Genomic DNA, 14,012 nt, shown 5'->3' with positions numbered 1-14,012 from the left:
ATTCACCAGGTTGGATCGACCGCCCTGGCGTCCCACCCTGTCGAGCGGCGCGCGCCGCGTCGCGATCTCAGAGATCGATACCGAAGCCGACACCGCCCGTGGACTCGTCACCGGCGAAGGCTGCGCCGATGCTGACCGACACGTTGTCGCCGAGGCGGCGGCCGTAGCCGATCGACACTGCGGTCTCGCTGTGCTGATAGCCCAGGCCCATGGCCAGACGGCCCCGGCCGGGCTTGGCGCCCGCTGCATTGCCGGTCATCTGCATCATCGCCGAGGACATCGCCCCGTTCTTGCTGATGCGTCGGTCCTGGGTGTCGAAGCGATCATTCATCTCGGTGCGGAGGCCACCGAAGTCCAGCGTCAGTGACTGGATTCGCTGGTCCGTGTAGGCGTTGGCCGAGGTCAGCGTCGCCGTGCTGCGGGTGTCGGTGTAGGCGGCGGCCGTCGCCACCGAAGCGGCCGTCCTGGTGTCGGCGTGGCTGGTCGCCGAGGCCAGCGTGCTCGCGTTCCCCGCAGCGGCGCTCGCGTTGGCTGCGGTCAGCGTGGCGGCATCGCCCTGATCGGCCCGGGCATTCGCCGAGGCGAGCGTGGCCGCATCGCGGACATCGGCATAGGTGTTGGCCACGGCGACCACGGTGTTGGCGGTGGCCAGAGCCGTGTCGGCCGTGCCCTGCGCGGTCGCCGCATTGGCCAAGGCGGTATCGGCCGTCCCCTGCGCCGCGCCAGCGAGCACGCTGGCAGCGCCCGCGGACGACTGCGCGCTCGACGCATTGGCCAGCGCGGTGTCAGCCGTGCCCTGTGCCGCGGTTGCACCGGTCAAGGCGGCATTCGCGGTTCCCTGGGCGGCGGCGGCGGCGGTGACCGCTGTATTGGCCGTGGACTGCGCCGAATCCGCGCTCCCCTGCGCCGCCGCGGCCGCAGTGGCGGCAGAATCGGCCGTGGTCCGGGCGGCGTTCGCAGTGGTCAGGGCGGTGTCGGCCGTCGCCTGCGCATTGCCTGCCACCGTTCCCACTGCCTGCAACTGGGCGAAGTTCACGGCGTCGGTCGCCTCGGTGCCCGCGGCGACGTGGATGACCTGCCGCTCGGCGTCGACCGCGCCGACCGACACGACATCGGCACGCAGCGCCACGCTGCCATTGCCCAATGCCACGGAGCCGTTGGCGGCGGACGCCCCGTTACCCAGGGCGATCGCGCCATTCCCTGCCGCGTTGGCGCCGGCGCCGATCGCGACACCGCTGCCGGTGGACGCGCTGCCGGTGCCCACCGACACGCCGTCCGTTCCGTTGGCGATCGAGCGCGCACCGAGGGCGATCGAGGCCTGGCCCAACGCGCGCGAGCTGTCGCCGCCCGCGAACGCACTGTCTGCCCCGGCCTGGTTGTTGAAGCCGACAGCCGTCGCGGAGTTGCCGCTCACGTCATTGTTGGAGCCGAATGCACTGGAATAGTCGGTCAGCGCGCCAACACTGTTCGAACGGCCGAAGGCACTGCTGCTGTAGCCGCTTGCCCGGTTGCGCGATCCCACCGCGCTGGAGGCATCGCCACTGGCAATGCTGTCGAAACCGAACGCGGACGCGGTATCGCCCGAGGCGAGGCTGTCGTTGCCAAAGGCACTGCTGTACCGCCCGCTGGCAACGCTGAAGGCACCTGCCGCGACGCTGTTCGAGCCACTGGCAACGGCATCGTCGCTGCCGTCCAACGCCCCATCCGCGGCGAAGTAGGGCTCGCTGGCGGCAGCGGCCGCATCGGCGACCGCCGTGTCCAGCTGCGACTTGTTCACCGCGTCGGTCGCCTCGGTACCTGCGGCCACGTTGGTGACCTGGCGCTGGCCGCCGACCGTGGCATTGCCCACCGATATGGAATTGACCCGGTCGGTGACGCTGTCATTGCCGAGCGCCATGCTGTCGTCGAACGCGGCCGTGGCCGAAGCCCCGATCACCGTGCTGCGCTCGCCGCTGGCCGTACTCCTGCTGCCCAGCGCCAGCGATGCCGCGCCGCTGGCCGTGTTGAGATACCCCATGGCCGTGCTGCTGTTGCCGGATGCGGTGTTGAAGGCGCCGATCGTCGTGGCGTAGACCTCCTGGCTGCGGTTGCTCGTGCCGAACGCGCTGCCGCCCAGCGCATCGGCAGTGACCGTATTGCCAAGGCCGACCGCGGTGCTGTCCATGGCGCCCGCGATGCTGCCCGAGCCGAATGCACTTGCCTGGAAGCCGCTGGCGGAGGAGCCGATGCCCACGGCGGTTGCGTTGGCACTGGTCACCGACGTGAAGCTGCCCAGGGCGATGGCGTTGCTGGCGTTCTCGCCGATCGTGGCCGAGCGGCCGATCGCGATGGCGCCGGCGGAGCCCGTGCCGATCGTGGAACCGGTGCCCACCGCGATCGCGTCGTCGGCCAGGTCGCCGACCATGGCCTCACGGCCGATGGCGATCGCGGCCACCGAGCCTTCGCCACCCGCGTTGCCGACCCGTGCGCTGGCGACCATCGCCCCGCCCCCACCGATCGCGATCGAGAACGCCGAGAGGGCCGATACCCGCGACCAGCTGCCGAGCGCCGTGCTGTTCAAGGCCAGCGCCTGGTTGTACTGGCCGAAGGCGCTGCTGTTCTGGCCCAGGGCCTGGTTGCTGACGCCCACCGCGGTGCTGGCGCCCGCCGACGCCACGTTGCCGAAGCCGAACGCGTTGCTGAAGTCCCCACTGGCCACGCTGTTGGCACCAGCGGCGACGCTGCTGACGCCGCTGGCCACGGCATAGTCGTCAGGAGCAGCATCGCCCCGGGCAGCGAAATAGGGCTCGCTGTCCGCCGCGGCGAGGGCGGCCACGGCGTCGAGCTGCGCCTTGTTGACGGCGTCGAAGTCATCGGTGCCTTCGGCGACGTTGATGATCTGGCGCTGGAAGCCGGCCAGTTCCGAACCGATCGAGAGGGCGTTCCCGCGCGTTGCCTGCGATCCGGAACCCAGGGCCACCGAGCCGGCGGCCGAGGCTGAAGCCCCCGCGCCGACCGCGACCGCCTGGTTGCCGCCCCCGGAGACCCTGGCGCCATCACCGATGGCGATTGCCGAACGTGCCCCGAAGGACGGGTTGCCGATGAGCGCACCCGAGTAGCCGGCGCCGATCGCGATCGATCCGGTCGAGTCATTCAGCCCCTGGATGCGATCAGGGCCCTGCGCTTCGAAGATCGAGCTGCCCGTGCCCATGGCCACGCTGCGCTCGGCCCAGACCACATTGTTGAGACCGATGGCGACGTTGCTGCTGCGAGCGGTGCGGTTGTTGTTACCGATCGCGACCGAGTTGCCCGCCTCCGCGACGTTCCCGTAGCCCACCGCCATGCTGCCGTCTCCGCTGGCGACGCTGTAGGCGCCAGCGGCCAGGCTGTCGTTGCCGCTGGCGATGGAATGGTCGTTGGGTCCGTCCGTGCCCCGGGCTGCGAAATAGGGCTCGCTGTCCGCGGCGGCGGCCTCGTCGAGCTGGGCTTTGTTGACCGCGTCGGTGTCTTCGGTGCCCGCGGCCACGTTGATGATCTGGCGCTGGATGTCGGCCTGGTTGTTGCCGACCGAAAGCGCGGTACCGCGATTGGCCAGGGAGCCCTCGCCCAGTGCCACGGCGCCCTCTTCGGCCCGGGCTGCGGTACCGATCGCGATGCCGCCCGCATAACTACTGGCGCCGGCTCCGATGGCGATTGCGCGGTGCCCGCCCGAAAAGACCCGGGCCCCGTCGCCTATCGCGATGGCCGAACGTGCGCCGCCAAGCGGCGTGCCGATGTCGGCACCCGCGAAGCCTGCACCGATCGCAATCGACCCGCTGGAATCCGTGGCGCCGATGACGCGGTCCTCGGGCTCCAGCACAGAACTGTTGATGCCCATGACCACGCTGACATCCGCGTTGGTCTGGTTCTGTCCGCCAATTGCAAGACTGAGGAACCCGATCGAGGTGGCACCGGAGCCGATCGCGATGCTGCGATCACCTTGTGCGAAGGCGTACGCTCCCAAGGCAACCGACTCGTTGTTCAGGGACTGTGCCCCGGTACCGATTGCGAGCGCATTGTCGGCCCCGTCTGCAACCGTGGTCGAGCGCCCGATGGCGATCGCCGCTTCGGCACCGGCGCCGCCGCTGGTGCCGATTCGCGCGCCGGTCTCGGCGCTGTCGCCGCCGCCGATCGCGATCGAGTAGCGCGATCCACGCAGGCCCTCCGAGAGATCGGTGATGCCATACAACGTGCCGTAGCTGCCGAACGCGCTGCTGTAGGCGCCTTCGGCCCGGTTGTACAGACCGAATGCGGTGCTGTTGTCGCCGATCGTGTTGTTGCCATAGCCGAACGCGGAGCTGCGCAACCCGTTGGCGACGTTCACGTTTCCGAACGCACTGCTGGCCGGACCTCTCGCCTCGTTCAGGTAACCGAACGCATTGCTCTGTATGTCGAGGGCGCCGTTCCCAACGCCGAACGCGCTGCTCGAGAACCCCCACGCGTCATTGTCAACGCCGAATGCGCTGCTCGAAACCCCTAAGGCGGCATTGTCCACGCCGAACGCGGTGCTGGCCGGACCAGAAGCGTCGTTCCGGGTGCCACAGGCAACCGCGTCATCGCCGGGGGCCTCGCTGCCCGCGGTCACAGTGGTGTCGGCGTCATCCTTCACTTCGCAGACCACGCCCGCCACGGCAGGGGCGGCATACGACAGCGACAGTCCGATCGCACTCGCGATGGCGAGCGCAAGCTGGTTGGTGCGATTCATTGAAGATCCCCGGAAAATAGCGGGCAGCGTCGCGAAAAGTTCGCGCTTCGTCGGGGAATCGATCGCGCCCCGGGCGCCGGCCATTCAGGCACTGTATGCCGGACGGCATGCCGGAGGGTGCCCTCTGTCAAGAGACCGCCGTCCCGGTTCAGAAACAAAACTGAAAATCTGTCGGCAGAGGGCGGCCACATTGGGGCGGCCAGGTTCCTAGTGGATCCCCGTTACCGCTCTGGGGCCTGCTCAGGAGGGGCGCCGTTCTTGGAGTTGCAACGGGCCAGCATGCGGACGTGGCATCTGCGCGGCGCGAGCCGGACAGCGCAAATCGGGCAGCGCCGGCCGCTTGTTCGCGAGTGGTGTCACTCCCACGCACTTCAAGCGCCTTTCAGCCGGCAACGCAGCGCTCGTGTGCCGTCATGCGATCCCGTGGTTCGCACGCCCATCGTTGCGTGCCCGACGAAGCGTCCGTGTTCGATCAAGGGACATAGCGGTGTGCATCGCGCTCGAACTCGGCCGACGCGCCGAGCGGGCCGACATGAAAACGGCGCGGAATACTCCGCGCCGTCGTGGTGATGCTCACGCGCAGACACGCGGTCGGTATCGCGACCCCGTGTCCGCAAAGGCGTGTTTACCGCACCGCGATCACGCCGCAGGCCAGGCGGTCACCGGCGTCGCCGGTCGGCTGGGTGGCGTAGTCGTCTTCGTCGGCGTGCACGATGACGGCCTTGCCGACGATGTCGGTCGCAGCGCCGTCGCCCAGCGTCGCGCCTTCCAGCCAGCCCTGCACCGTCGCGCTGCCGTCGGCATTGGCGGTGATGTTGTCGCTGTCGCCGGCGTGGTGCTCGCCCTGGCCCACGCGGCCATGATCGGTGCTGGCCGGGTTGAAGTGGCCGCCGGCGCTGGTCGCGTCGGGCGCGCTGCAGTCGCCGGTCTCGTGCACGTGGAAGCCGTGCGTGCTGTTGCCCGGCAGGCCGGTGAGGGTGCCGGTGACCTCGATGCGGTCACCGACGGCGGCGAAGCGCAGCTCACCGCGGGTCTGGTTGCCCTGGGTCGGCTCGAGCATCGCGCCGGCACCGGCGCCGGTGGCCGTCGGATCGGTCGAGGGGGTCATCGACGATGCGGTTTCGCCGGCGCGGTCGGCTTCGGCGGCCACGTTGTCACCGGACGCACTGTCGTTGGCACCGTCGCAGGCGGCGAGCGCGAGGGCGAGGACGGCCGGCGTCAGCAGGCGGGTGGAAATCGATGTCATCGGAATGCTCCTGTAGCGGAAGGGCGGGGATCGATGCGCGAAACGCAGTGCCGCGGGCGCTGCGCGCAGGGGGAATATCAGGTGGTCCGGATCACGCCGCAGGCGACGCGGGCGCCGATCGCGCCGGGCGTCGCGCCCAGCACCACGAGCGCGCGGCCGGCGATGTCGTTGCCGGCGCCGCCGCCGAGCACCGCGCCCGGCAGCATCAGGTCGATCGTGGCGACGCCGCGGGCGTCGGCGACGATGCGGCCGCGCTCGCCCGAGTCGGGTTCGCGCGTGAGCACACCGCGCAGCGGGTCGAACTCGGCGCCGGCGCTGGCGCCGTCGACCGCGCTGCAGTCGCCGCGCGCATGCAGGCGCAGGTTGTGGGTGCCGTTGCGAACCAGACCACCGACCTCGCCGCGGACCCGCACGCCGCCGGTATCGGCCTGCAGCACCAGCCGACCGCTGACCAGCGTGCCCGAGGCCGAGGCCAGATTCGCGACCGCGCTGCTCGCGTTGCCGCTCGCGGCCATCGGCAGCGGTGCGGCCTCCTGGGACGGGGGTGCAGCTGCCGGACGCGGCGCACTGGCGCAGCCCACCAGCGCGACGACGGTGAGGGCCAGGCAGATCGGGCGGAACCGGACGACGGACATGCGCGGCACCTTAGCCGCCGGCGCCTCAGCCGGGGATGAAGACCGTTCAGCCACGTCGGCCGCGCGCGCCGAGCTTGCGGGTCAGCGTATTGCGGCCCACGCCGAGGCGTGTCGCGGCTTCGGCGCGGCGTCCGCCGGTGTGGCGCAGCGCGGTTTCCAGCAGCGCCCGGTCCAGACGCTCGCGGGCCTGCGCATGCAGGTCGGTCTCGCCGTCGCGCAGGCGGGCATCGGCCCAGGCGCGCAGTGCGGGCTCCCAGTCCTGCCCGTCACCGGCGACCACGGCAGGCACCGCGCGACGCGGCAACAGGCCGTCGAGGTCCTGGACGGAGATGCGGTCCGCCGGCGCGAGTGCGGCCAGCCGCCAGCACAGGTTCTGCAGTTCGCGCACGTTGCCGGGCCAGTCGTGTTCGACCAGCCGCTGCAGCGCGGCGCGGCCCAGCCGCTTGGGCGGCGCGTCGAGACGCACCGCAGCGGCCTGCAGGAACCGTTCGGCGAGCTGCGGCACGTCGTCGCGCCGGTCACGCAGCGGCGGCAGACGCAGCCGGACGACGTCGAGCCGGTGCAGCAGGTCGGCGCGGAAGCGACCGTCGGCGACCCGGCTTTCGAGGTCCTGGTGCGTCGCGGCGATCACCCGCACGTCGACCCGGATCAGCTCGCGGCCACCGACGCGGAAGAATTCATCCTCGGCCAGCACGCGCAGCAGCCGGGTCTGCAGCGAAGCCGGCATGTCGCCGATCTCGTCGAGGAACAGCGTGCCGCCATGGGCCTGTTCGAAGCGCCCGACGTGGCGCCGCGCGGCGCCGGTGAACGCGCCGGCCTCGTGGCCGAACAGTTCGCTCTCCAGCAGTTCGGCCGGAATGGCGGCCGTGTTGAGCGCGACGAAGGGCCGTGCGGCGCGCGGCGATTCGCGATGCAGCGCACGCGCGACCAGTTCCTTGCCGGTGCCGGTTTCGCCGGTGACCAGCACCGACACCGGCGCCTGTGCGAGGCGGCCGATCGCGCGGAACAGGTCGCGCATCGCCGGCGTGTCACCGACCAGTGCGTCCCCCGTCTCCGCCGGCACCGGTACCGGGTCGGCGCCGGCATCGCCCTCTCGGTCGCCGAGCACGCGCGCGGCCAGGGCCACGGCCTCGTCGAGATCGAAGGGCTTGGACAGGAATTCGTGCGCGCCGCCGCGGAAGGCACCGGCGGTGCTGGCGACGTCGGTGTAGGCCGACATCACCACGACCGGCAGCTGCGGATGCTCGCGCTTCAGCGCTTCGAGCAGTTGCAGGCCGCTGTCGCCGGGCATGCGCACGTCGGTGAACAGCAGATCGGGCGCGCGGCGTGCGGCCAGTGCATCGCGCACCGGCTGCGCGCCGTCGAAGCTGGCGACGTCGTAGCCGGCCTCGCTGAGCGCGGTGGCGAGCACGAAGCGGACCGAGCGATCGTCGTCGACGACCCAGATGCGCGGGGCGGATGCAGTCATGACGGGACGGACTCCTCGGAACCGGTGTCGGCGCGCGGTACGTCGTCCGCGGGGAAAGGCAGTTGCAGGGTGAAGACCGTGTGGCCCGGCCGCGAGCGGTAGACCAGTGCACCGCGGTGCTCGCGCGCGACCTGCTGGGCCAGCGCCAGGCCGAGGCCGCTGCCATCGGCGCGGCCCGAGACCAGCGGCAGGAAGATCTGCTCGACCATGTCCTCGGGCACGCCGCGGCCGTCGTCGACGACCTCCAGGCGCAGTGCCATCGCATGCACCGCGTCGCCGATGCGCACGCCGATCGCTGCGCGCGTGCGCAGGGTGACGTTGGCGGCACCGGCCTGGATCGCATTGCGCACCAGGTTCCAGATCGTCTGGGTGAGGCGGTCGGCGTCGCCGTCGAGTTCGGGCAGGCTGGGGTCGTAATCGCGCACCATGCGCACCGCCCAGCCGGCATCGGCCTCGGCCAGACGCAGCACCTGTTCCAGCACGCCGTGGATGTTCAACGGGCGATGCGGCTGCGGCGCGGTCGGCGACAGCAACTGGTCGACCAGCGCCGACAACCGCGCGACCTCTGCCTCGACCAGCCCGACCAGTTCGCGCGGCTCGCCGTCGCCAACGCGGCGCGCCAGCAGCTGCGCCGCCCCCTTCAGGCCGGCCAGCGGATTGCGCAGCTCGTGGGCCAGCCCGCGCAGCGCCGCCGACAGTGCCAGCGGCATCGCCAGCGTCGGGTCCGCGCCGGGAAACTCGTCGACCGGATGCGCCTCGAGCAGCACGCCGCCATCGGCCTCGCGCGACAGCCAGGCATCGGCGAACCGCGGCTCGCCGCCGAGGAAGGCCAGCGCGAGCCGGCGCACGCGCAGCGGCCCGTCGCTGGGATCGCCGGGCTGGCGCAGCGCATCGCGCAGGATCTCGCCTTCGGCCTCGAGCGCGGCCAGCGGCTGGTCGATCAGCCGGCGCCGGCCCACACCGAGCCAGCGCGCGAACGCCAGATTGCAGTCACGGATGCGGCCGTCGGCGCCGGTCCAGGCCAACGGCGTGCTCAGGGTGTCGAAGGCAGGCGTCGGCGCGGCAGTCGTCATTGCACCAATGTAGTGCAGCGCTGCGGATTCGGGGAGACGGCGGGCAGCCTCAGCGGTGGGCGTGCATGCAGGCCGTTCGAGGTGCCGGGCGCTCTCCGACGACCCCCGGCATCAGGAACTCGATACAGCCGGCGCGATCAGGGCACCGGCGGCCCAAGCTATGGCCGCCTCAGCGGCGGAAGCGCACGTATGCGCGCTTGGCGAGATACAGGATGTGCCCGCCGATCCCGGCATCCTGCGCCTTGCGCAGCGCGGTGTTCTCCGCGTACAGCATGCGGATGTGCGCGTCGCGCTGGGCGATGAGGCCCTGCATCTCCGCGACGTCGTGGGTATCGAGGACGCGGCCTTCGGCGAAGCGTTCCGGCAACTGGCGATTGACGTAATACGTGGTGTGACGCTCGGCGATCTCGTCCGCCGGCCGCTCCTTCGTATAGAAGTACAGCGCGATCGAGCGGCGGCTGATGCCCGCCTGTTCGGGCGGCAGCTGGATCTGGTCGAAGCCATGCCACGAACGCTCGGACGTCTCGAAGATCGCGCAGCGGTTGAACACCGGCGCGATGCTGACGTCGGGACGCGGCGAGGCGTGCGGATCGCGGAAGAGTTCGAAACAGCCGCCCCACTGCGCCTCCCACACCGGGTTGAGATACACGATGAGGTTCAGCCGGCGGTGCCAGCGTTCGCTGGGATGGAAGTTGAAATCCACATGGGGATCCAGACTCATCCCGTTGCGGTTCTCATGCGTGCCGCCGCCGAGGTACCAGGGATCGTAGATCAGCCCGTCGATCCCGGTCAGGCGCGACAGTGCCTGCAGAAACGCCGGGCTCTGGATCGCATCGTCCAGTTCGCGGTAGGCCTCGCCCAGCTGGCGCACCTTGTCGGACGTGGACTTGCCGCCGGGCTGCCCGTCGTCGCCGACGAAGTTGCCCTGCTCGAAGCCCGGAAACGCCGCGAGCAGGCGCTCGGCGACACCGGGCGCGAGGAAGTCGTCGATGACCAGATGCGGAAACGGTTCGGCGGACGCGAACTCGGCGCCGAGGCGGTCGGCGGCCTCGAGCACACGGGGATGGATGATCGAAGCGCCGGGCGATCCATGCATGGGCAGAACAACGGTTCAACGAATTCAGAAGTGTAGCGTCAGTGCTTGCGACCCGCATCGCGTGACAGGACGCCGGCATCCAACAGCCAAGGCGGGATCGGCGAACCCGCAACGCGGCGCAGCACGTGAGGCGCTGGCAACACACAGGCCATGCACGCGCGTGCACAGCGCCGCCGGCAGCGCGGGCATGCGTGCGACAGCGCCGTCGCGTCTTTCGATTACGCGACGATGCCTTCGAGCGACTGCCGCAACGCCGTGAAGTCGCCCCAGGGATGCGCCTTGAGCCGCTTGAGCCGGGCGGGCGCATTGCGCAGCGTCCAGGCGTCGCCGGATTTGAGCTTGCCCAGGTCCTCCCAGCGCAGCGGCATCGACACCGGTGCGCCGGCGCGGGCGCGCAGCGAGAACGAGGCGACTGCGGTCGCGCCGCGGCCGTTGCGCAGGTAGTCGACGAAGATCTTCTGCTTGCGGAATTTCTTGGTCGCGGTGGCCACGTACTTCAGCGGATCGAGCTCGGTCATGCCCTGCGCGAAGGCGTGCGCGAACGGCTTGACCACGTCCCAGCCGGTGCCCGGCTTCAACGGCACCACGACATGCAGACCCTTGCCGCCCGTGGTGCGCACGAAGGATTCGAGTCCGACCTGTTTCAGCAGCGCGCGCACCTGGCGCGCGGCGGCGACGATCTCCGCCCAGCGCACGCCCTCGCCCGGATCGAGATCGAACACGATCCGGTCCGCGGTGTCGGGGGCCTCGGCATGCGCGCCCCAGGGATGGAATTCCAGCGCGTTGAACTGCACCAGTTCCATGACCGCGGCCGCATCGTTGGCGACCAGATAATCGCTGGCGCCCGCTTCGTCCTTGAGCCGCACCGTCTCGACCAGCGACATGCCGGCGGTGTGGTGCTTCTGGAAGAAGCAGGCGCCATCGATCCCGCCCGGGCAACGGATCACCGACAGCGGACGCCCCGCGATCTCGGGCAGCAGCCACGGCATCGCCGCGGTGTAGTAGTCGGCGACGTCGCGCTTGGTCAGCGTGTCGCCGGGGAACAGGACCTTGTCCGGGCTCGACAGGGTCGGCGGTGCGCGTGCGTCGTCGGCATCGCGCTTCGCGGCTTTCTTCTTTGTTGGCGGGTGTGCGGCGGATGTCGTCGCGCGCCTCTTGGTCGTCTTCTTCGACGACGTCGCCCTCGCCGCTGCCTCGCTTTGCTTGGCCATGCCGTTCGCTCCGTCGCGATCGCTGTCGTGCAGGTCGTCCACCGCCTTGTCGGGCCGCACCGCCTTGAGCGAGGGCTGGCGCAGCAAACCATGACCGCCGGTACCGCGCGAGAACACCTCGACGACGAAACGCGGCGCGAACCATTTCGCCGCGCGCAGATCGGTGTCGTTCGGCGGTACGTGGACAGTGGGGTCGCTGCGGCCGGCGCGGCCGATCCGCGTCGTGAGTTCATCGAGCAGTGCATCGCTGAAGCCCGAGCCCACGCGGCCGGCATAGCGCCAGCCATGCTCGGCGTCGGGCCGTGCGAGCAGCAGCGCGCCGAAGCCGCTGCGGCTGCCCTTGGGCGGGGTGTAGCCGACCACCGCGTACTCGTCGCTGGCCAGCTCCTTGGTCTTGCGCCAGTCGTCGCCACGTCCGGGCCGATAGCCACGATCGCCGCGCTTGGAAATGATGCCTTCGAAGCCGGACTCCGATGCCAGTCCGATCGCGGTGTCGGCATGGCCTTCGATATGCGTGCTGAACGCCAGATGGGCGGGCGGTGCGTCGCCGAGGATGCGCTGCAGCAGTGCCTTGCGCGCGAACAGCGGGGCCTCGCTGATGTCGACACCGTCGACGTGCAGCAGGTCGAACAGCACCAGCGCCAGCGCGCCCTGGCGCTCGCCCGACAGCGTGCGCTGCAACAGGTTGAAATCCTCGCGGCTGCCGCGGCCGGCGATCAGTTCGCCGTCGAGCGCCGCCGATTTCAGGCCGAGTCGCGACACCGCCTCGGTGATCTCCGGCACCTTGCCTGTCCACTCCAGTGCGTTGCGCGACCACAGCCGCACCTGGTCGCGCGCAACGGTCGCCAGCAGCCGGTAGCCGTCCCACTTGAGTTCGTGCAGCCAGGCTTCGCCCACGGGCGCGGTATCACCGAGTTTCGCGAGCTGCGGCGTGAACGCACCCGTCGGCGCCGGTCCGCGCTGGGCACCCGGCAGCTTGCGCGCCTCGGCCGCCCAGTCGTGGGCGCGCTGTGTCGGCGCTTCGACCTCGGTCTGCTTGCGTTTGCGTGCCTTGCCCGTGCCGGCGCGTTTCGCATCCTCGGCCGGTGGCGCAGGCACGTCGGCCAGCAGGTCGTCGGCTTCCAGCGTGCCGGCGTAGTCGTCGCGGTCCTTGAACAGCAGCCACTGCGGCTGCTTCGCGGGTTTGCCGGAGCGCACCAGATGCCAGCGCCCCTTGAGCTTGCGACCGAACAGTTCGAAGCGCAGATGGCCCTTGGCCAGCCCGGCTTCGGCATCGCCGTCCGCGGCCCAGACGCCGGTATCGAACTGCGCGACATGGCCGCCGCCGTACTGGCCCTTGGGGATGTCGCCCTCGAAGTCGGCGTAGTCCAACGGATGGTCCTCGACCTCGACCGCCATGCGCTTCACGTCGGGGTCGTAGCTCGGGCCTTTCGGCACCGCCCAGCTCTTGAGCGCGTCGCCGACCTGCAGGCGGAAGTCGTAATGCCGCCGGCTGGCGTGGTGCAGCTGCACGACGAAGATCGCGCGACGGCCGCGCGGCGCGGGCTTGCCCGGCTCGGGCTCGCGCGTCGCGTCGAATGCGCGCTTGCGCCGGTACTCGGTCAGCGACACGTCAAGACGCCTTGCGCGTGGTCTTCTTCGCCGCCTTGGTCGACTTCGCGGTTTTCTTGGTCGCCTTCTTCGCGGCCTTCCGCGTCGCGGTCTTCTTCGTCGGCACCTTGTCGCTGCCCCCGGCAGGCGTGCGCGTGTTGTCCTTGAGGCTCTTCTGCAGCAGCGCGACGAAGTCGACGACGTTGGTCGCGGCGTCCTCGCGATGCGCCGGCTCGTCGGGCACCTTCGCCGTCGCGCCCTTGGCCTTGATGCGCTTCTTGATGATGTCCGACAGGCGTTCGCGGAATTCGTCGTGATAGTCGTCGGGCGCCCACTCGGCCGACATCGACTCGATCAGCTGGGTCGCCATCTTGAATTCCTTGTCGGCGATGCGGTAACTGGACGCGGCACCGGTCGGCAGCTTGTAGTCGGCCGGATCGACCAGTTCCTGGGGATAGCGCAGCAGCATCAGTACCAGCGCGTCGTCTTCGGGCATCACCGCGCACAGGTATTCGCGGGTGCGGATCACGACGCGCGCGATGCCGATCTTGCCGGTCTTCTTCAGCGTCTCGCGCAGCAGCACATAGCCCTTCTCCGCCTTCTTGCCCGGCACAAGAATGTAGGGCTTCTCGTAGAAGCGTGTGCCGATGGTGCCGGCATCGATGAAGGCTTCCACGTCCACCGATTCATGCGATTCGGGCGCGGCCGACGCGATGTCTTCCTTCTCGATGACGACATAGCTGCCCTTGTCGTACTCGAAGGCCTTGACGATGTCCTTCCACGGCACTTCCTCGCCGGTGTCGGCGTTGACGCGTTCGAAGCGGATCGGCTTCTTGTCGCGCGAGTCGAGCATGCGGAAGCTGATGTCGGTGCGGCGCTCGCCCGACATCAGCGAGACCGGAATATTGAGCAGACCGAACGACAGCGAGCCGGACCAGATGGGGCGTGCCATGGGGAACTCCGTTGCGCG

At 70.0% G+C, this 14,012-nt stretch carries 8 protein-coding genes; all 8 read right to left on the bottom strand.

Going from position 1 to position 14,012, the window contains the following annotated elements:
* Window positions 1-67: 67 nt before the first annotated feature.
* A complete protein-coding gene (locus ACF3M1_RS00235) occupies window positions 68-4,807 on the bottom strand; it encodes a beta strand repeat-containing protein (RefSeq protein ID WP_394002822.1) in 4,740 nt (1,579 codons plus the stop codon).
* A gap of 541 nt (window positions 4,808-5,348) precedes the next feature.
* Window positions 5,349-5,969, bottom strand: a complete 621-nt coding sequence (locus ACF3M1_RS00230) for a superoxide dismutase family protein (protein WP_394002820.1) — start codon at window positions 5,967-5,969, stop codon at window positions 5,349-5,351.
* A 77-nt stretch (window positions 5,970-6,046) separates the two neighbouring features.
* The gene (locus ACF3M1_RS00225; RefSeq protein ID WP_394002818.1) at window positions 6,047-6,604 is read right to left on the bottom strand and encodes a superoxide dismutase family protein; all 558 of its coding nucleotides are present in this window, start codon (window positions 6,602-6,604) and stop codon (window positions 6,047-6,049) included.
* Window positions 6,605-6,650: 46 nt separating this feature from the next.
* The gene (gene ntrC / locus ACF3M1_RS00220; protein ID WP_394002816.1) at window positions 6,651-8,072 is read right to left on the bottom strand and encodes a nitrogen regulation protein NR(I); all 1,422 of its coding nucleotides are present in this window, start codon (window positions 8,070-8,072) and stop codon (window positions 6,651-6,653) included.
* Window positions 8,069-9,145, bottom strand: a complete 1,077-nt coding sequence (locus tag ACF3M1_RS00215) for a nitrogen regulation protein NR(II) (RefSeq protein ID WP_394002814.1) — start codon at window positions 9,143-9,145, stop codon at window positions 8,069-8,071. The genes ntrC and ACF3M1_RS00215 overlap by 4 nt, the downstream gene beginning before the upstream one ends.
* A gap of 169 nt (window positions 9,146-9,314) precedes the next feature.
* The gene (locus tag ACF3M1_RS00210) at window positions 9,315-10,241 is read right to left on the bottom strand and encodes a 2OG-Fe(II) oxygenase (RefSeq protein WP_394002812.1); all 927 of its coding nucleotides are present in this window, start codon (window positions 10,239-10,241) and stop codon (window positions 9,315-9,317) included.
* 218 nt (window positions 10,242-10,459) lie between these two features.
* Window positions 10,460-13,063, bottom strand: coding sequence for a DNA ligase D (gene ligD / locus ACF3M1_RS00205; protein ID WP_394002811.1), 2,604 nt, complete (start codon window positions 13,061-13,063; stop codon window positions 10,460-10,462).
* 1 nt (window position 13,064) lies between these two features.
* On the bottom strand, window positions 13,065-13,994 hold the full coding sequence (locus tag ACF3M1_RS00200) for a Ku protein (RefSeq protein ID WP_394002809.1): 930 nt from the start codon (window positions 13,992-13,994) through the stop codon (window positions 13,065-13,067).
* Window positions 13,995-14,012: the final 18 nt, after the last annotated feature.

Origin of the sequence: Luteimonas sp. WGS1318 (genome assembly GCF_043187535.1) — a bacterium.
Taxonomy (GTDB): domain Bacteria; phylum Pseudomonadota; class Gammaproteobacteria; order Xanthomonadales; family Xanthomonadaceae; genus Luteimonas.
This window is presented reverse-complemented; position numbering and strand designations above follow the sequence as displayed.